Annotated in this window: 19 protein-coding genes; 7 read left to right on the top strand and 12 right to left on the bottom strand. The window is 29.1% G+C overall.

All coding sequences use genetic code 11. From position 1 onward, the window contains the following. Positions 1-62: 62 nt before the first annotated feature. On the top strand, positions 63-1,199 hold the full coding sequence (locus tag C661_RS0104610) for a tyrosine-type recombinase/integrase (protein WP_017414133.1): 1,137 nt from the start codon (positions 63-65) through the stop codon (positions 1,197-1,199). 70 nt (positions 1,200-1,269) lie between these two features. Here the strand turns inward: C661_RS0104610 and rlmD are convergent, their stop codons facing one another. Continuing rightward, positions 1,270-2,661 carry a 23S rRNA (uracil(1939)-C(5))-methyltransferase RlmD gene (gene rlmD / locus C661_RS0104605; RefSeq protein ID WP_017414132.1) on the bottom strand — a complete coding sequence of 464 codons (1,392 nt, stop codon included), beginning with the start codon at positions 2,659-2,661 and terminating at the stop codon, positions 1,270-1,272. Between the two features lie 558 nt (positions 2,662-3,219). On the opposite strand from rlmD, the gene C661_RS0104600 reads away from it, so the two are divergent. From C661_RS0104600 to C661_RS0104585, 4 genes are read left to right on the top strand one after another with little or no spacing between them, the layout of a single operon-like run. Further along, a complete protein-coding gene (locus C661_RS0104600) occupies positions 3,220-3,612 on the top strand; it encodes a hypothetical protein (RefSeq protein WP_017414131.1) in 393 nt (130 codons plus the stop codon). A 60-nt stretch (positions 3,613-3,672) separates the two neighbouring features. Further along, positions 3,673-4,743, top strand: coding sequence for an ABC transporter permease (locus C661_RS0104595; RefSeq protein ID WP_017414130.1), 1,071 nt, complete (start codon positions 3,673-3,675; stop codon positions 4,741-4,743). 5 nt (positions 4,744-4,748) lie between these two features. Continuing rightward, positions 4,749-5,912 carry an ABC transporter permease family protein gene (locus tag C661_RS0104590; protein ID WP_017414129.1) on the top strand — a complete coding sequence of 388 codons (1,164 nt, stop codon included), beginning with the start codon at positions 4,749-4,751 and terminating at the stop codon, positions 5,910-5,912. Beyond that, positions 5,912-6,595 (top strand): ABC transporter ATP-binding protein, encoded by a 684-nt coding sequence (locus C661_RS0104585; protein WP_017414128.1) that lies wholly within the window; start codon positions 5,912-5,914, stop codon positions 6,593-6,595. Before C661_RS0104590 ends, C661_RS0104585 begins: the two co-directional genes overlap by 1 nt. Positions 6,596-6,977: 382 nt before the next feature. On the opposite strand, the gene C661_RS0104580 is transcribed toward C661_RS0104585, so the two are convergent. From C661_RS0104580 to C661_RS0104530, 11 genes are all read right to left on the bottom strand, one after another. Then, positions 6,978-7,484 (bottom strand): NUDIX hydrolase, encoded by a 507-nt coding sequence (locus C661_RS0104580; protein WP_017414127.1) that lies wholly within the window; start codon positions 7,482-7,484, stop codon positions 6,978-6,980. A 163-nt stretch (positions 7,485-7,647) separates the two neighbouring features. Beyond that, complete coding sequence (gene ispG, locus C661_RS0104575) at positions 7,648-8,712, bottom strand: flavodoxin-dependent (E)-4-hydroxy-3-methylbut-2-enyl-diphosphate synthase (protein ID WP_017414126.1); 1,065 nt, start codon at positions 8,710-8,712, stop codon at positions 7,648-7,650. Positions 8,713-8,755: 43 nt separating this feature from the next. Then, positions 8,756-9,382 carry an ATP-binding cassette domain-containing protein gene (locus tag C661_RS21325; RefSeq protein WP_017414125.1) on the bottom strand — a complete coding sequence of 209 codons (627 nt, stop codon included), beginning with the start codon at positions 9,380-9,382 and terminating at the stop codon, positions 8,756-8,758. A 44-nt stretch (positions 9,383-9,426) separates the two neighbouring features. Continuing rightward, positions 9,427-10,158: a UPF0280 family protein gene (locus tag C661_RS0104565; protein ID WP_192812645.1), complete on the bottom strand. Its 732-nt coding sequence runs from the start codon at positions 10,156-10,158 to the stop codon at positions 9,427-9,429. 45 nt (positions 10,159-10,203) lie between these two features. Next, complete coding sequence (locus C661_RS21320) at positions 10,204-10,410, bottom strand: 4Fe-4S dicluster domain-containing protein (protein WP_017414123.1); 207 nt, start codon at positions 10,408-10,410, stop codon at positions 10,204-10,206. Positions 10,411-10,444: 34 nt separating this feature from the next. Next, complete coding sequence (locus C661_RS0104555; RefSeq protein ID WP_017414122.1) at positions 10,445-11,449, bottom strand: hypothetical protein; 1,005 nt, start codon at positions 11,447-11,449, stop codon at positions 10,445-10,447. 65 nt (positions 11,450-11,514) lie between these two features. Beyond that, positions 11,515-12,747 (bottom strand): MFS transporter, encoded by a 1,233-nt coding sequence (locus C661_RS21315; protein WP_017414121.1) that lies wholly within the window; start codon positions 12,745-12,747, stop codon positions 11,515-11,517. 24 nt (positions 12,748-12,771) lie between these two features. Next, complete coding sequence (locus tag C661_RS0104545; protein ID WP_017414120.1) at positions 12,772-14,037, bottom strand: ATP-grasp domain-containing protein; 1,266 nt, start codon at positions 14,035-14,037, stop codon at positions 12,772-12,774. 182 nt (positions 14,038-14,219) lie between these two features. Beyond that, positions 14,220-15,482 (bottom strand): aminoacyl--tRNA ligase-related protein, encoded by a 1,263-nt coding sequence (locus C661_RS0104540; protein ID WP_017414119.1) that lies wholly within the window; start codon positions 15,480-15,482, stop codon positions 14,220-14,222. A gap of 18 nt (positions 15,483-15,500) precedes the next feature. Continuing rightward, a complete protein-coding gene (locus tag C661_RS0104535) occupies positions 15,501-15,755 on the bottom strand; it encodes a hypothetical protein (RefSeq protein ID WP_017414118.1) in 255 nt (84 codons plus the stop codon). Positions 15,756-15,785: 30 nt separating this feature from the next. After that, positions 15,786-16,928, bottom strand: a complete 1,143-nt coding sequence (locus C661_RS0104530; RefSeq protein ID WP_017414117.1) for a homocysteine biosynthesis protein — start codon at positions 16,926-16,928, stop codon at positions 15,786-15,788. A gap of 556 nt (positions 16,929-17,484) precedes the next feature. Between C661_RS0104530 and C661_RS0104525 the strand changes: the two genes are divergently transcribed. Then, the gene (locus C661_RS0104525; protein ID WP_017414116.1) at positions 17,485-18,756 is read left to right on the top strand and encodes a helix-turn-helix transcriptional regulator; all 1,272 of its coding nucleotides are present in this window, start codon (positions 17,485-17,487) and stop codon (positions 18,754-18,756) included. Between the two features lie 46 nt (positions 18,757-18,802). Next, positions 18,803-19,144, top strand: coding sequence for a hypothetical protein (locus tag C661_RS0104520; RefSeq protein WP_017414115.1), 342 nt, complete (start codon positions 18,803-18,805; stop codon positions 19,142-19,144). Positions 19,145-19,329 lie beyond the last annotated feature (185 nt).

Genomic DNA, 19,329 nt, shown 5'->3' with positions numbered 1-19,329 from the left:
GTTAATATAAGGGTTCTTCTTTATGTTGAACCCTTTTAAAAATCTAAAGGAGAAGTGATAATATGCCTGGAACATATAAACGTGGCGACCAATGGTACTATTACTTTAATGCAGGCAAGGTAGATGGTATTTATAAAAAGATATGCCGTAAAGGAGGTAAGACTAAAGTTGAAGCTGAAAAGGCTCTCAGAAAGGCTCTAGAAGAGTTTGAGAATACTGGTAACTCTAAAGCTGATAACAATATTAGTATTAGCGATTACTTTGATTATTGGTACAATAACTATGTACTAATAAACTGTAAGTATAATACGCAGCAAGCATATAAGGTAGTTATTGAAAATCATATCAAGCCTAGCTTTGGTATAAATAAATTAAAAAATATAACTCCACTCATGCTACAGGATTTTATTAATAAAAAATATAGGGATGGCTTTTCCAGAGCCAGCATAAGCAATTTCTATGGTGTTCTTTCTGGAGCCCTAAAATCAGCAGTATACCCATATCAATATATCAAGGAAAATCCTATGCAATATGTTAAATTGCCTAAGGAAAATACATTAAAAGAAAATGAAGAAGATCTTAAGGTTATATCTATTGGGGATTTCAATAAAATTATTGATAGATTTCCTCAAGGTAGTTCCTTTTATATACCTTTACAAATTGCCTTTCATACTGGTTTAAGAGCTGCAGAGGTATGCGGACTTACTTGGGAATGTATTGATTTAGATAATAAAACATTGAAGGTAGAAAAAATACTTATCAGTAAAGGCAAAGGCATATTTGAATTTGGTACACCTAAGACCAAAAGCTCTATAAGAACAATTACTATCGGAAGTACTCTTGCCACAATTCTAAAAAGACATAAGATTTATCAATCTGAAAACAAATTAAAGTACGGAAAACATTACACAAATTCTACTTTTGTTTGTACTAAAGAAAATGGCGAAAACATTACTACTGATACATTGAAATATCTAAGCAGAGTTATTAATTATGAGCTTGGCATCAGCTTTAATTTTCACTCATTAAGGCATACCCATGCTACTATGCTTGTAGAAGCAGGAGCCAATATAAAGGATATCCAAGAACGACTTGGACACAGTAGACTTGCTACAACTATGGACACATATTCTCATGTAACTAAGAAAATGAAACTAGATACTGTAGATATATTTGAAAGTCTAGTAGCAAAAAAATAATTTGCTACCAATTCATTTCATTGGTAGCAAATTCGTAGTAAAACTATAAAAATTATATTTTAATTATCTTCTACCCATTGATTTTCCTAACTATTTTAGCCACACACTCCACATGTGCCGTCTGTGGAAACATATCCACTGGTTGAATTTCTAGGGTCTTATATCCAAGAACATCTAGCACTCCTAAATCCCTAGCTAAAGTTGCTGGATCACAGGATACATAAACTATTCTTCTTGGCTCTATTTCTGATAAAGCCTTTAATAAGGATTCTTCACAGCCTTTTCTTGGAGGGTCTACCACTACCACATCTGCTTTTATTCCTTGGGCAATTAATCTTGGAATTTCCTCTTCAGATTTTCCCACTATGAATTTAGCATTTGTAACTCCATTAGCTCTTGCATTTTCTTTAGCGTTTTCAATTGCCTCTGGAATTATTTCCACCCCGTATACCTTCTTAGCTTTTTTAGATAAGAATAATGATATGGTTCCAGTTCCACAGTAAGCATCGAATACCGTTTCCTCTCCAGTTAATCCTGCATATTCTAGTGCTTTGCCATACAACATTTCAGTTTGCACGGGGTTAACTTGGAAGAAGGAAAGTGGCGATATATTAAACTTAAACTCTCCGATGTAATCACTTATATGGTCCTGTCCCCATAAAGTTAGAGATTTAAGTCCTAAAATTACATTAGTTTTTTCCTTATTCATGTTTTGAATTATAGAAACTACTCCGGTAATATTTTCTTTTATTAAATCTATAAACTCCTGTTTATGAGGAAGCTCTTCGCTGCGAGTTACTAATACCACCATAATTTCACCAGTTTTAAAGCCTTTTCTCACCATTATATGTCTTACTATTCCACTATGAGATTTTTCATCATATGGTGATATTTTAAACTTTTTCATCCATTGTTTTGTAAGTGCTATAACCTGGTCTCCAACTTCATCTTGAATGTAGCATTTATCCATATTAATAATGTCATGAGATCTTTGAGCATAGAACCCAACTAAAATTTCTTCGCCTGTAGCTCCTACTGGAAGTTGCACCTTATTTCTATAATTATAGGGGGTCTCCATACCTAAGGTGTTATGTATAATTACATCTTCCAATTTACCAATTCTGCTTATTACATTCTTAACTCTTTCTGTTTTAAAGTTTAACTGCTCCTCATAGGAGTAATGCTGAAGGTTACAGCCTCCACATCTTTTATAAGTACCGCATACAGGCTCAACTCTTTTTTCTGAAGCCTCAATTACTTCTAAAAGCTTTCCAACCCCATAATTTTTATTTACTTTAATTATCTTTACTTTAACTACTTCACCTTTCAGTGCCCCTGCAATAAATACAGTGAAGCCTTCAACCTTTGCTACGCCTTCACCTTCGTGTCCATAATTTTCTATTGTTACTATGTAATCTCTATTTTTTTCTATATTAATTAGATTATTCATTTCCTTATTCATAATTTCTCCTTTTAAAATACATTGCTTCATTGTCATACCTTAGTATTTTACCAAATAAGCTATAACTTAACCACTATCCTATGTAGAAAATTTATAAATAAGCTGAACCCCGCATAAATACTATATTTTCTTATATTGTTTTATTGTTAGACCTAGATCAATATTTGGGACACGTTTTTTTATGTCTATAAAATTATACTAGCACTATTTTATGAAAGTAACATGATTTACACAATCTATTCATCAATATGTAACATTATTACTTATTTTTATCTCACCAAACAAAACTTACTTATTCTTGAAATTAATTACATAAATCTTAAATAGGAATATATTTTTTATTTTATTATGTTACTCTCATAACCTTATAAATATATATGAGTAATCACATCTCACGTTTAAGTTACAAGTTTTATATTTATTAAGTTTATTTTGTAAACAATATATGTAATATTTTAGTTGACATATTTTTTACCACCTTGTATAATTATACCATATTAGGTACCTAATTTACATGAATGGATAAATCCATAAATTATAACTCAAGGGGGATGTAAAATGAAAAAAAGAAAATTAACTTCATTAGTTCTAATAGCTGGCCTATGCATGGGGCTTCTATTTGAAACTACTGCATTTGCTCAAGACACTAATAAAGCTTGGTCTACAGAAACTGTACAGCTATATTACACTGGAACAATTCAATTTGTTCCCTCATTCGTAGTTCCAGCTGATGCAGGATATTATTTAACCGAAGGTAAGAATGTAAAACAGGCATATGTAAACTATACTAGAGATAATGAAAGTGTAACCACAAATGGCGGACGACTTTATACTGGAACTGCAAGTTCAACCAGCCAAACAACTCAATATTCAGCTACAGCACATGCGTGGGATAGTTTAAATCCATGGGCTTCTAAGACACTATTCAATTATGGATGGATATATTTTTAAAGGTTCTATAATAAAAGTGGCTCCAAGAGCCACTTTTATTATATTAAGGAGGTTATAAGTATGAGGTATATATTATCTAGATCACTTCAGCTTATTATATCAATGATAATTATCGGATTATTAATTACATTATGTCTATCAAACTTTATCGAATCATTTAAAATGGCTAATATTCCAGCAAACGGATTAACAAATAGCTATTATACTTTTTCTATTGGAGAATATAAAGATAAAATTACTAAAGATAAAATAATTTTGTCTGATATGTTAACCTTTTTAGAGACTCAAAAGTCTAAGCTTATACTATTAAAGGAGTCAGATTCGAAAGTTTTCGGAGTATATTCATTAGGCTATACTTTTTCACCAAACATTTTATCTGGTAGAACTTTTACAAAAGATGATTTTGAAAAAAAAACTAATACAATCATAGTTAGTGAAAGTATGCAAGATAAATGTATCGAAATAGATGGTAAAAGGTTTTATGAATTTGACGCTAATTACTTCGAAGTAATCGGAATTTTTAAACCCAGTGATAATCTTATAAATAAGGATGCTATAGCATATTATAATTTATCTTCCTCACAGCTCAAAAGTAAAAATATCATTTATGATAATTATATTTTTGGTCGCTATCAAATAGATGCAGGTGATAAGACATTAGAAATTATAAATCAATTAAATAACTATTGTACTGTGAAAGTATCAAGATCCAGCACAGATAACAATTTTCTCGAGAGATTGCAAAAAACAATATCATCCCAAGGGCTTACATTATTTCCAATTATATTAACTATCATTTTAATTCTTTTAAATTCAGTTAACCTTTCTTCAAATTGGATAGAAAATAGAAGAAAAGAAATTTTCGTTAGAAGACTAGTGGGGGCTACTGACCGAAAAGTATCTATAATGCTTTTAAGGGATTTTTTCATAGTTATTTCTATGAGTTACATTATTGTTTTACTAATATCAATGATGATTCACAAGATAGACTTGGTAATATTGTTAAACTTTAAATTTTCACCAGAAACTATTTTTATATCTTATACAACAACCCTTCTAGTAGGGTTAATTTCAGCAGGATTAATGATGATAACCTATCATAAGAACAGCATATCACAAATTAGGGGATGATTAAAATGTTTAGACAATTTAAATATGCATTGTTAGATATAAAACTTTCAAAGAGAATTAATATAATTTTCTTCCTTCAAATGATAATTGTATTTTTACTCATTAATTCTTCAATTAATGACATTATCAGAGTAAATAATGGTATAACTAGACTTGAAAACTTAAAAAACAATAAAGCCTATATTAATAGGGATGCCACATCTAATGGTAAAGTAGATGCATTGATTGCTGATCAAGATAACTCCATCCCAAAACTAAAAGAATTATATCAATATATTATAAATAATAGTAAATTTGATAAATATTCGAAGTGGGAATATACTACTTTGAAAAGCATTAATGATAATCCTATTATTCAATCAACTGCTAATAAAATGTTTTTTGACATCTATGATATTAAAGTCATTGAAGGGCGTATGTTTAATAATTCAGATTTTACAAACGATTTAAAGGTAATTCCCATAGTTGTAGGGTATGATTTAAAAGATGTGTACAAACTTGGAGAAACTTATTTTGAGATTGATCCTGCTACAAATAATAAAGTTACTTATGAAGTTATTGGTGTGTTAGAACATAATTCTTCTTACCCCTCACTTGTTGATATTGGACAAGAATTAGATTTAAATTATACTTTTTTCCAGCCCTTAAACATGCAAATCTTAAATGATTTCGGAAGTATAGATATGGCAATAAGTTCAACAGTAGTTTTCACTAATAACGAAAGTGAAGTAACTGCTATTGAGCAGAAATCTGTTGAATTAGGATTATTCTCTATGAACTATAGACCAATTCAGGAACGTATAGATGAATTTCTTGGATATTTTAGAAAGAAAATGATATATCAAATCTCTATCGCAATTATGGTTCTGTTATTCGCATCTACTAGTATGGCACTGAACCTAACAACTATAATCACAAAAAAGATGAGGGAAATATCAATTCACTTAATTTGTGGTGGCAGTATATACTCAATTTTGCAAAGATTTTTATGGCAATTAATAATTGTACAAACCCTAGCTCTAGTGCCAACAATTTTTGTTTACAAAATAGATTCTAGTTTGATATATACCATATTAATCGCCGTCTTAATATCAACATTTATAATGATTATGCCTTATTTTAAAATCAAAACCACTAATATTGTAGAGCTAGTAAGGAGGAATGAATAATGGTTAAAGGTACACCAATAATAGAATTAAGTAATATAAAAAAAGTTTATGGTCAAGGCAATAGCGCTGTCAATGCGCTACGTGAAATTGATATTAGTATAGAAAAAGGTGAAATGTTATCAATTATGGGACCCTCTGGTTCTGGCAAATCCAGCTTATTAAATATTATAGGACTGTTAGATGATGCAACAGATGGCAGTTATAAACTCCAAGGCAATCTAATCAGTACATTATCTTCATCTGATAAAGCAGAACTTAGAAATACAACTTTTGGATTTGTTGTTCAAGATTTTGCTTTAATAGAGAAATATACTGTACTACAAAATATTGAAATTCCATTTGTCTATTTAAAGAGCAAAATAACTAAAAAAGAGAAGAATGAACGAATACATAATGTATTGAAATTATTAGGAATTGAGGAAAAAAAATATGAGTTAGCTCATAATTTATCTGGTGGACAAAGACAAAGAGTTTCAATTGCGAGAGCAATAATAAATAATCCTGAAATTATACTTGCAGATGAACCCACTGGTGCATTAGATTCTATAACTGCAAATGAGATAATAAATATATTGAAAGAACTAAATAACACAGGCAAAACTGTGATAATAATAACTCATGATAAAGATGTTGCCTCACACTGTAACAGAACTATTAATATTAAAGACGGTAAGGTTTTGTAAATTTCATTAGTATAACAAGAAAATAAACCCTCATTAGTAAATGTATAAATTTATTATTGAAGATTTTGAAAGTAGAATTTTATATTTATTATACTACATTAAAAAATCATAAATAATTCTGGAAACATCCATAGATTGTGCCATTCAAGCTATAGATGTTCCTTTTTGCCGTGCTTGATCTATAAAAGCATTATTATTCATAAGATATTTTCAAACTATACGTGGAGCTAACAGGCTATGTGTTCGAATGTAGAAACTTTTTTAGAACATATATAATATAATTTCGGAATATAAAAATTACTATGGAGAATAATCCCATAGTAATTTCTAACAAAAATAAAAATCTATGAATATTACTAAATATTAAGTTGAGAAATTTAAATTACAATGGATTATTACTAAGCTTATAATCTATATACTTTTTCAGGGTTGTAATATGCATCGCATAAAACCTATCTTCATCATTTTTCAACATTTCGTTTATTTCCGCTAATGTAACCCATCTAATATTTTGTGTTTCATTAGTTTCATTTAGTATTTCTCCCCTAGTCCTACATATAAATATTTCAACCTGTATTGGATACTTTCCCTCAATATTCTGCGCACATGTAAAGGGAATATAGCTCAACACTTTATACTCTTTTGACTGTGAAAATTCAGCTTTATCTTCACCATCAATGGTAATTACCTCTAATCCTGTTTCTTCGAATATCTCTCTTCTTAAGCACTCATAAACACTTTCAAATTCCCTTACCTTACCAGCTGGTATTTCAATTAAACCCTTCTCACTAGCATTATCTTTATGCCTTTCTTGTATCAATATATAATCTACTCCATCCACTGTTCTCTCAATTATTCCACCAGCTGCTGGCTTAGAAAAATACTCCATACATTACCACACACTCCCTTCACTCTATATCTTAATAATCTCTTAACAATCTTAGCTAATTACCGTAAGATATATTATATGATTCATCTTAAACCTTTAGGTTTTTCTTCAATATTATAAATTTTTTTATCTTAATAATAATTACTTAAAACTTAATATATTCTTACACTTTTCGTATTTCATTTAATAACACGTCTACTATTTTGTTTTCTGAAAACTTGCCAAATACTTCACCTTTTTTAAATAATAAAAATTCATTCTTGCCACCTGCTATTCCAATATCAGCTTCTTTAGCCTCTCCTGGCCCATTTACTGCACATCCCATTACAGCTACCTTTATATTTTTATTAATATCTTTTAACCTTGTTTCAACTTCATTAGCTATATCTATAAGTTTAACTTGACACCTGCCACATGTGGGACATGAAATAAACTCTACTCCTTCTTTTCTAATTTCTAGGGCCCTTAAAATTTCTTTTCCAGCTATTACTTCTTCTACATGGTCTCCGGTTAATGAAACCCGTAAAGTGTCACCAATACCTTCTGATAGTAAAGTTCCAATTGCAATTGCTGCCTTCATTCTACCAGTACTTGGAGTTCCTGCTTCAGTAATACCGATATGCAGTGGATATTGAGTACTTTCTGCAATTTTACGATAAGCTTGAATCGTCATCGGAACACTAGATGCTTTAATAGAATACAATATATTATCAAATCCAAAGTACTCCAATTTGTTTGCATAGCTTATTGCACTCTCGACTAATCCATCACTTGTAACTCCATTATATTTCGAAATAATTTCTTTATCTACAGATCCTGAATTTACTCCTATTCTTATTGGAACTTCTCTTTCCTTAGCTAGACTAGCAATAACCCTAATTTTTTCCATATCTCCTAAGTTTCCTGGATTAAGCCTTACTTTATCTACACCATTCTTAATACTTTCTATTGCCAATTGATAATTAAAATGTATATCTGCTACTAAAGGAATTTTAATTTCTTTTTTAATCTTACTAATCGCTTCTGCAGACTCCCTATCTACCACGGCCACTCTTGCAATGTCGCATCCACACTCTTCCAATCTCTTAATTTGATTTATGGTTCCCTGTACATCCCTAGTATCAGTATTCGTCATAGACTGAATTGAAATAGGTGAGTCGCCACCGATAAAAATATCCCCTACTCTAATCTTTTTTGTCTTCTTTCTCATTGTAAAATCAGTACTCATCAATCTACCCCCATCTACTTTTCATATAATAATAACTAAGAAATTACCCACAAATGGATTCATTAAACTCATCTTCAACAGCTTCAACTATTGTATCAATTGTTTTAAACGTATCATTAATATCACATTCAGTGTTTACTACATAATCACATTTAAAAAATAAGTATTCTTCTTTTTCGCTCTCCATTCTTAGTTCCACAGTATTAATAGGTTCTACCTTACTTTTTAAATGTATATTATCATATTTTAACCGCCCATACATTCTATTCCTACGTTCACTCTGTCCACATTTTAAATATACAATTACAATCTTTCTATCCACTACATTTTTAATTAAATCTTGGCAAGCACTTGGATTAAATGCATATATACATTTTTCGTGCTGTTTATATTGACTCTTATAGGACCAATACCACTCATCACTGAATAGTGATCTATATGCTAAAGATTTATGTTGTATACAACTAAAATTTGTGTTTTTTATCAATTCAGCCTCATCTTCATTGACAAAAACATGACCTTCCTCATTCTCATATCTTTTTTTCCTAGTTGTATATGTATTTATATTTTTATAGCCTTTCTTTTCCATATAGTTAGCTATTGTACTTTTCCCACTTCCTGATTCTCCTATTAAACATATAATAATCCCATTTTTCAAAATAAAACTCATTTTATTATAAGTCTCCCCTTTTTTAAATTTTAATTTACTTTGTATTAGTTAACTAAAGTTATACACCCTTGCATACCTATCTTATCTTTTAAAATTATTAGGCACCCTAAAATTTCAGTGATTTTTTTTGATTCCTCAAGAACTAATTCAATATCATGTTCTTTCTTTACTTTATTGCACAATGCTGTAGCTAAAGAATCAGCTAAAGCTGCATCCTTACAAATAACCACAACAGCATCTGCCTTTCCGTAACTAAAAGAATGTCCTACCGTTCCAGAAGAAGTGCATATACCTAAAGGTAATTTATCCTTCTTAATTAAAACTTTAATTTTATTTGAAAGAGGAGAGTATCCTGCAAATATTGAAATTATAATATCCTCTCTAGAATTTACATATATGTCTCCTCCATTCTCTACTATTATTTCATCTAACCCAAATCTTTTTTCAATTGCTTTACCTATAAATTCAGAGAAAGCTCCTGCAACAGCTGCCATAGGACCAACATTAGCTATACTCGCAACCTCTGACATCCTCTTAGCAATAGTTGGTGATTGCTCACCTATAGTATAGGGGCTAAATGTAGTTTGATATAGTGGATCTTTTAAAATATATTTCTCTAATTCTGTACGGAGTTGTTTAACTTCTCGAAAAGTAAATTCTTCTAATTCTTTTGTATATTTTTCTTTATTTACACATACCCATATATCAGTTTCTTTATATACTACTAAAAATGACTTTTTATTACTATTTTCAATTTCATCTCTATAAAAACGCACTTCATACATTCTACCTTCACATCTAGCTCCTTAACTTTCTCAATTTTAATTAATCATATTAATAGCCTTAACCGGACATGCTATTACACATTCATAACACGCTATACATAACTCTTTTTTAAATTGCAAGTCCCATGTACTACGATTTAAACTAAGTGATTTACCATTGCAAACACCAGTACACACACCACAATTAATGCATTTCTCTTTGTCAATATCAATTATTTTACTTGTATTTTTATTAATATCCATTTTAAAATCTCCTTTGCACTTGTATTTCTTAATACTAATTGTGACTTATATGGTGCTTAACTTGGTTATGAAATTTTCTTCTATAAAGCAAATAATCTTCATTTGCCTCTTCCATCTTTTCAACATACTGGGTAAAGTATGTCTTATCTTTGGTCCAGATAAAAGATAAGGCATACTTATTTGCTAATGATAAATCATTCTCCAGCTTATTTTTCACAACTTCTAACTCATCATTTATTATTAATCCTTCCTTCTTTAGAATGTTATAACATCTAAAACTTGGAAAAATCATTTCATTTATTCTCCTAGCAAAAGAAGAGTAGTTTTTTCGATGAACACCTTCTGTAATATATTGCTCTAACCTTAACTTATGAAACTCTAAATTATTTAATATAGCGCTTTCTCCACTTTCAATCTCGTTTAATTTTTCATCTAGAAACTTTTCACTATATTGGAAGACATCTTTTAAAACATATTTTATTTTATCTTTACAACTTAAACTTTCTATATGTTCAAATATAGGTGAATTCCTAAATACTAACAAAGTTACCTCACCATTTTCATGAACTAGGATATCTTCTAAGTTCTTTTCATGTTCCTTATATCTAATTTTTTGTTCAACATTAGATAGTTTCGTTAGTATAACATACTCATCTTCATATCCCTCAACTACTACGTATGATGTATACGGGAATGGTTTATCCTTATCTGGGTAAAGGAACTTTGCATATGCGATAACTCTAAAATTATCCTTTGATAAATCATCACTTATATAATCTTTCATTCTACTTATAGGAATGTTTATAACTTCTATTATCCCTTTATTGAAAAGCATGTTTTTTAATCCATCTAAAGAGCTTGTCCATCCATTTTTTTCATCATTATTGAATCCTATATATCTATCTAAGAAGAATAATTCTATATCCTTCATAGAGCACCAATTTTTAAGTAAATAATATATAGTTCTATCAAAACACATGAACTCTTTATAAATTAAAAATTCTTCAAAATCGTTGTCTTTTTCATCTTTAAAATTCATATTATTACTCCTTATAACTTTTATTAAATTACAATTTATTTTGTTTAACTTCTATCATTAGTGCTTTATATAGCTGCTTCTGTTTCTTTTTCTTCTTTTTCTTTTTTCTTATCCTTAGATATTATTAAAGGTAATGCACATAAAATAACGCTAATTCCTACATAAATAAACACTGTGTTTAAGATAGTATTTCCCAAGTATCCAAATACAACATAAGCTATAGGTGTTGCAATAAATGCTATAAGATACATGGTTGAAAAAGTTCTCCCTAAGAACTGTTTCTCTACGTTTATTTGAATATAGGAAAAGAATAAAGTGTTGAATATACTTCCAGTAAATCCAAAGATAAAAATTATAATAAATAATGTAAAACTTTTAGCTAATAGCGTAAGAAACAATAATGGAATACCAGATAAAGCAATTGAAATAGCTAGTGTTTTCTGATTAATCGGTAATTTAGAAACAAAAAAGGATGTCAAAATAACACAAATTCCACCCAATGAATAAGCTGATAGTATATATGAATAATACTTACTTCCTTCCATTAAAATATTTTGCACAAATAAAGGCATCAAAACTTCAAATGAAGCTAAAAATACATTTATAACTGATACTAATATCAATATATTTATTATAATTTTATTTTTATAAACATATACTAATCCTTCTTTGATATTTTCCATTACATTTCCTTGTTTTTTTGTATTAACATTTGATTTTTTATAATCTATAAACAGTTCTAGAATTGCAGATAATATAAAAGATAGTCCATTTATTAGAAATGCTCCTGGAGCTCCTAGTAAACTTATTGAAAGTATAAATGCTCCTATAAATGGACCTATTACTTTTGTAGTTTCAGCTGCGCTGGTTAAAAACGTATTAGCTTTTACCAAGGAGTTTTTCTCTATGATCTCAGGAACTATAGACTTAAATGTAGGCTTGAATAAACAACTTGAAGTACCTAATATAAAGTTTGTCATAATTAAAATTGGTACATTTACTATTTTATAATAAGCCATTATTGCGGTTAAAATCGACATTAGTCCACTTAAAATATCTGTTACTATCAATATATTTTTTTTGTTTAATCTATCTGAAAATTCTCCCCCAACTAAACTAAATAAAGCAGTAGGCACTAGCGTAGCTGCTAGAATTACTCCTATTATTTTTGCAGAACCAGTTTGCTCTGTTATCCACCAAGCTAATACTACATTATAAATAACAGTTCCTATTCTAGAAATAACATTTGCTATAAGTAATAATGTGAAATTTTTGGTCCATACCTTTATATTCGTCATACTATCTATCCCCCTATTTTTCCATTAGCTACTCTTGTACTCTACAGAAATAGCTTCATCGTATATGTCTTGTAACCTTTCAAGCTCTTTTCTTATATTTTTATTTTCTATCTTTCCTGAAAGCCAAACTAAGTATCCAGCATTCATATCTTCTTCATACAAAATGTCTCCAGCTTTTTTAAAGCATGTACATTCAATAATTTCAGATCTTGCTTTTAACTTCTCAACACCATGTACTGCTTTTATAATCCCCTTATTTTTATAAGGAACATTATACATAAACAAACATGCATTCCTACCTGTATTTAGTTCAACTTTAGATAAACGATTGAACAATTCCTCTTTATCATCAATCACATTAATGTAATAATATAACTTAGTAAAATCTATTCCATATCCTTGCTTAAAAATATGCTCGTAAAAATATCCTCCACCACCAGGTCGTGAAGTAGTCTCTATAACAAAAATATCATCATTCTTATATCTTAATTCTGTATGAGTAGCACTGCTTTTTAATCCTGTTGCTCTAACTGCATCATAAGATGCATCTTTAATTTTCTTACATTCATTTTCACTTAGCTCTGTGTCTATAAAATATAACCTATCTGGATAATACGGTCCTTTAGGTATTCCTCTTGCTAAAATCCCACTAACTATCGGTTTCCCATCAACCCACAAGGTATCAACTGAGAATTCCTCTCCATCAATATAGTCTTCTATTAAAATTCCTGTATTGTTAAGTTTTTCTTTAGTCACAACAGTAAAGTTCAATAAAAATATTTTAGATGCTTGACTTATTAATTCTTCTTTACTATCTACTTTTTTAACACCCATGCTAGCGTATCCTTGAGAAGGTTTAATAATTACAGGGAAATTAATATAATTTATATCGTCTTCTACCTCTTTCAATGACTTATACAATTTACTTTTAGCTGTAGGAACACCACTGTTCATCCAAACCTTTTTCATTTCAAACTTATCTCTATTTGCATAAACTGCATCCAAGGATTCAGTATATACTTTAAACTCCTCTGCTAACCTAGCAGTTTGAGTTAAAAAACTTTCATTCACTGTCATAATAACATCTGGATTTCCCACGACCTCTTCTATGATTTTTTTTGCATCATTATAATTACTTTTCAAATCACATTTAATTATAAGTTTTTCATCCTCATTATCTCTATTTTCAGCTTCAAGGAAATAAAGTATATCACCTTCTTCCCTCGCAATCTCTTTAAATCTATTTTTAATAAAATCCACTGTCTCAACTAAAACTATTTTTTTATTCACTTTGCTATCATCCCTTTCGCAGTGCCCAAGAAATAAAATTATAAAATGATAATTTTTCACTTGACTTCTCTGTTGAGCACATAAGTTAATCTTTATTTACCATCTAAAAATATAAAATAATACATTTTACATTGATCATTTAATACTTTTTATTCATATATCACATGAAAATTCCCCACTAGCTAAATACATTTTAAATTCTCTAACAATTTTTGTCTGAATTGGTCTATACTTTGGTTTTGGTTAATATTTAATAAAGCTAATACAAGTCTATCCAAACCAAAACCTATGCACATTGTATTTATAAGCTTTTCATTTTCATCCTTCAGTTCAAAAGGCTTAGAAAAATGATTATGATGTTTATTAATTGATGCAACTGAAATATACTCACTTACATTATTGCAATAAATACAAAGTTCAATTTTATCATCAGATATTAACTGTGAAAACAATTGTTTTTCTGCATTATCAGAAAAGAAAATATCATTTGCTATCTCCAACTTAAAATCTAACCCTATTAATCTACCTAGCAGGTAAAAAAAGTTTATAGACTCTTTTTGATATTTTTTTATTTTGTAATCATTTGTAAAAAATACAATTTCTCTCATACTAAATTCATGTAATCGCTCTTGATTGTTTAGATTACCTGATTCATCTCTAAAACAAGATCCTTTTACAGTTAATATAACATCAGATTTAGTATCAAACTTATATCCCTTTAATAATGGGTAACAATGTAAGCAAAGGGCTGGATTTAAAATATATTTAGGTTTTTTCACGTAATTGTACACTTGCTTTTCTTTATATAATTCTGAATATTTCTTTTGAAATTCATCAAATTTACTAGGATTATTAGTGATAGGTGCCACAAAACTTATATGTTGGCATCCTGTCTCAAAATACCCTGATTTATCAATGGTTTCTGTCAAAATCATTGATGGAACATTTATTTCTTCCACTCCATATATCTCTTCAAAATATGCCTTTATCAACTCATCTAAAAAAGTATAAAGCTTAATATAATTATTGTTATAAGCATTTATACCAATAGATATTGGATAGTTATATTTTTCAAAAGTCTTTTTAAAACTACATAGATTATTTTCAAGGTTCTTTTCCAGGGTTCTTTTCACACTTCTAACAAATGTATCCCTATGCTTTTTCTCAATATTTACATGAAATTTATCTAACGAACCATTCTCTCTAGAATCAAAAAGTGTATTTTGTTTACCAATTAAAGCTGTATTGGATAGCTTGTTCATAATCCCATCTAAGGTAGATTCAACTTCTTCTTTATTAAGATACTCTGTTGCTTGAATTGTAATATTGTTCTCATTAAACTTTACACTGGAAATTTGTGTAAAGTAAAATTTTAATTGATATTTTAATATCCTTTTTATAAAATTAACATTACTTAAATTTCTCTCAATGACTATTTCTTGCATATTTGCACCTCTCTCGAACTATTCTAGATTGCATTTTTCAATAAACAATTTAATTTTTGATAAAGTTTCAATGTCCTCAAATTTAAAATTGTCAAAATTTATTTTTCCACCAATTAGATTATTTATATTTAGTACAATCCCCATCATGCATAAAGAATCTATTCCTAAAACCCCAAGAGGTACATCTTTATTTTTATCATACTCTTCCACTATTCTTGTTATTTTTTCTTCTGCTAAAACTCCATGTAAAACTTTTTGTAACATTTCATTCATATCTTTCTCTCCTTTACTACTTGTACACAATTAAGTTAACGGTTTAATCTGAGAATCTTCAGGCATCATTTTTACAGGTTTTTCAATAGTAAACTTACCTTCCTCAATCCATTGTTTCAGTGTATTAGCTATTACTCTTGCTTTGTACATACTTGATATTGATGAAGTAGGTATTTTCTTACCATTTAAATCAACCAGCCCGCTCTTCAATTCTTCATAATTTATTTCTCTTATTATTGGCCTATCTCTTTTCCTAATGCCGTAATCCACCAAATTGGTTTTAATATCTCTGTCTCTAACCATAGTAAATCCAACCATTTCTTCATCTAAAATAGGAATCGGTATACCAATGCCAACAGCCATACTAACTCCATATTTATTAATTGATAGAGCTCTCATAAAATTTGTATTCATTTTTTTCATATCACCTATAACACTTAAAGTACGTGTAGGTCCAATAGGAACTCCATTTTCATTCTCTTTCTGAACTGTTTTAAACTGAGTTCCATTCCATGCTACATACCCTTCAGTACCTCCAAGAAATATTTTGGTTCCAACACCTATAGTTCGCATATAAGGATCATTTATTAATGGGCTTAACTCACCAGCATTACAATATGTAATATTTTCATGATTGGGTAATAATTTCCCCATATAGGTATAAATAGTTTCATCAGTTGAGTTTGTTGCAGCAACATAATTTTGATATGCATTCCTAGGATTAAACATTACACATTCATTTATATTATTCTTATCAATGTACATTTCTATATTCTTATTAGGTTTACAATCTGTAACAGTTCCTTCAACTTTTAACTTAACCCTTTTACCTGAAATTAGATCTTCAATTACATGCGCACCACCATATAATTCTTTAGAGCCTTCTCTCAGCTCAGTTGCGCCAATAAATGCGTCCGCTGAAGCTACTCCTCCATATGCTGGTACATCATTTAACCAAATCTTAGACATTTTTGTTGGCTCTGAAGTTTGTCCAAAATTTAAAAATGCACCTGTTGAACACATTGGTCCAAAGGTTCCTGTTGTCACAACATCAACCTTTTTTGCTGTTTCTTTAATGCCCACATCATCAACCATTTTAATAATTTCCTCTGCTGTCAGAACTACTGCAATTCCATTTTTTATTTTCCAGTTAATTTCTTCATAACTCTTCACTTTAATTCACCCCATATATATTTTTAACATTTTTACAATTTACTAAAAATAAACTAGTAAATCTCCCCTTTTAATATAGAAAAGTTTCATAGTGCTAAATTAGAGATTTTCCCAATTACACTAATTGAAATTTTTAACTATATTTCCAATTATTTATGACTATATTATAACATCCAACTATAAATAATCAACTATTTTTTTATTTTTTTCGTTACCTTTAGTTTTTTTATTACAAATTTCACGTATATTTTGTTTACTTTTTCACCTTATATCAAATTATAATTGTTAATTTTTCTTACTCTAATAATGTAAGCTAATGAAAAACTGTAGCCTATACTACTTTTTGCACATTATATATACAAATTTGAACTTATGTTAATCTAAATTATAATTTAGCAATTAATGATTGCATTCTATCTTTATAATTCTTCCTAGTTTTTTTAATTATTACCATATTTTTTTGTTTTTCCTATTTTATTTTCAACTATTCTGTAGTAAACTAATGATATGATTTACTTGTTACTATAATAATTCAAATTGGAGTGATACTGGTAAAATGAAATTTTTAACTACGGGTGAAAAGCTACGCAACCTTAGACATCAACTTAATATAGAACAAGATGCCTTAACTCAAATTGGGGTTTCTAGAAATTTTATAAGTATGCTTGAAAATAATAAAAGAGAACTAACTGAGAGTAGAGCTATGCAAATTACTGAATTATTACGAAAAATAGCTGAAGAAAAAGATATGGATTTTAATATTGCTGATGATTATCTTTTTATAACACCTTGTGAAGAAGCAGAAAGGTACTGTTGTACTGCTTTAGATAATTTGAAATCACTTGCTGAAGCCAGTGCTATTTATGAAGTAATCAATACTTATAATCTTAATTCTATAAGACCACGATATTATTTAGCAATTGCAGACATGTTATTTGAGGAAAAAAACTACTCTAAAGCTTTTATAAATTATCTGGATTCTCTTCACTCATATATGGATATAAAGGAACATATAAAAATGCCTTATATTTATAATAGACTTGGAAGATGTAGAAGTTTAAATCTTGATTACATGGAAGCCCTTTTTTATTTTATAAAATCTTATGAAGCCTCATTACTTTACGGTGATGAAAAAACAAAAAAAGTTGTTCTATATAATATTGCATGGTGCAATATTAATATTAATAACATAGACTCTGCGCTCCATTATATTAACAGATATTTAGAACTCTGTAATAAAAATGAAACATTTGATGATTATATTAGAGGTACTATTTTAAAAGCAGATTACTATGTCAGAATACAAGAATTTGAATTAGCTGAAAAAATTTATAATAAGTCAATCAAACTATTTGCCGATGAATATAACCCACTTTTAGGTTATATATATAACAACCTAGGTGACATTTATGTGAAAATAAATTCTACCTCTTTAGCATTAGAATGTTTTGATAAAGCTCAATCAATAATTGAGAAAGCTGATATTGCACGCCTTTCTCATACACTTATTCATAAAGCTAATTTATTCATATCGACTAACGATTATTCAGAGGCTTTGTTGCAAACAGTTCAGGCTATAGCTTATGCTAAATCCTTCAAAGACACTGAATACTTATACAAAGGCTATGTCTTATTAGAAACAATCTATGAACATTTTAATAACAATGAAAAGTTAAAACAAGTTTATAAAGATATGCTTAATCTATTAGATGATACCAGCGACGCTAATGCTAAAATGAAGATTCATGCTAAGTTATCTATTATTAGTATAAAGGATAACAAGCTTGATACTTGTCTCACTTATTTGAAAAATATAGTAAATATGTAAAACATATTTACTATATAAATATATATTTAATTATAGGAGGGTATTTATGAAAAACAAAATTTTTAAACTTTTGGGGGTCTCGTTAATTTTATCTACATTTATACTTGGTGTAACATCAATTACACTAAAAAGTGAATTACCACCTCCATATGGTCAGGTTACACCTAATATGACTGATGGTGAATTGCCACCTCCATATGGTCAAGCTACACCTAATATGACTGATGGTGAATTACCACCTCCATATGGTCAAGCTACACCTAATATGATTGATGGTGAATTACCACCTCCATATGGTCAAGCTATACCTGCTGCAAGTAACGGAGAGTTGCCACCTACATATGGGCAAGTTACAACTGATATGAACCAAATTGTAACATATATCTAATAATCTAAATTTACTATTATCATGAAATGGGCTAGACACCAAATTAAATTCTAACCTATCTATCCCATTTCTTTTCCAAAAGTTCATTTTACTAATAAATTGTTGATTGATAATTAAACCTTTAATGTGACTATTGCTGATAATATGTAAAACCAATCAAATAAAGATAATCCCTCAAATCATCT

This window comes from Clostridium tunisiense TJ (assembly GCF_000300195.1).
Taxonomy (GTDB): Bacteria; Bacillota; Clostridia; order Clostridiales; family Clostridiaceae; genus Clostridium_J; species Clostridium_J tunisiense.
Note: the sequence above shows the minus strand (reverse complement) of the source record. Positions and strands in the feature narration are given on the sequence as shown.

Bases quoted from the DNA above. Each gene is read 5' to 3' on its own strand.
- C661_RS0104610 (WP_017414133.1), top strand. From the start codon at position 63: ATGCCTGGAACATATAAACGTGGCGACCAATGGTACTATTACTTTAAT.
- rlmD (WP_017414132.1), bottom strand. From the start codon at position 2,661: ATGAATAAGGAAATGAATAATCTAATTAATATAGAAAAAAATAGAGAT.
- C661_RS0104600 (WP_017414131.1), top strand. From the start codon at position 3,220: ATGAAAAAAAGAAAATTAACTTCATTAGTTCTAATAGCTGGCCTATGC.
- C661_RS0104595 (WP_017414130.1), top strand. From the start codon at position 3,673: ATGAGGTATATATTATCTAGATCACTTCAGCTTATTATATCAATGATA.
- C661_RS0104590 (WP_017414129.1), top strand. From the start codon at position 4,749: ATGTTTAGACAATTTAAATATGCATTGTTAGATATAAAACTTTCAAAG.
- C661_RS0104585 (WP_017414128.1), top strand. From the start codon at position 5,912: ATGGTTAAAGGTACACCAATAATAGAATTAAGTAATATAAAAAAAGTT.
- C661_RS0104580 (WP_017414127.1), bottom strand. From the start codon at position 7,484: ATGGAGTATTTTTCTAAGCCAGCAGCTGGTGGAATAATTGAGAGAACA.
- ispG (WP_017414126.1), bottom strand. From the start codon at position 8,712: ATGAGTACTGATTTTACAATGAGAAAGAAGACAAAAAAGATTAGAGTA.
- C661_RS21325 (WP_017414125.1), bottom strand. From the start codon at position 9,382: ATGAGTTTTATTTTGAAAAATGGGATTATTATATGTTTAATAGGAGAA.
- C661_RS21320 (WP_017414123.1), bottom strand. From the start codon at position 10,410: ATGGATATTAATAAAAATACAAGTAAAATAATTGATATTGACAAAGAG.
- C661_RS0104555 (WP_017414122.1), bottom strand. From the start codon at position 11,449: ATGAATTTTAAAGATGAAAAAGACAACGATTTTGAAGAATTTTTAATT.
- C661_RS21315 (WP_017414121.1), bottom strand. From the start codon at position 12,747: ATGACGAATATAAAGGTATGGACCAAAAATTTCACATTATTACTTATA.
- C661_RS0104540 (WP_017414119.1), bottom strand. From the start codon at position 15,482: ATGCAAGAAATAGTCATTGAGAGAAATTTAAGTAATGTTAATTTTATA.
- C661_RS0104535 (WP_017414118.1), bottom strand. From the start codon at position 15,755: ATGAATGAAATGTTACAAAAAGTTTTACATGGAGTTTTAGCAGAAGAA.
- C661_RS0104525 (WP_017414116.1), top strand. From the start codon at position 17,485: ATGAAATTTTTAACTACGGGTGAAAAGCTACGCAACCTTAGACATCAA.
- C661_RS0104520 (WP_017414115.1), top strand. From the start codon at position 18,803: ATGAAAAACAAAATTTTTAAACTTTTGGGGGTCTCGTTAATTTTATCT.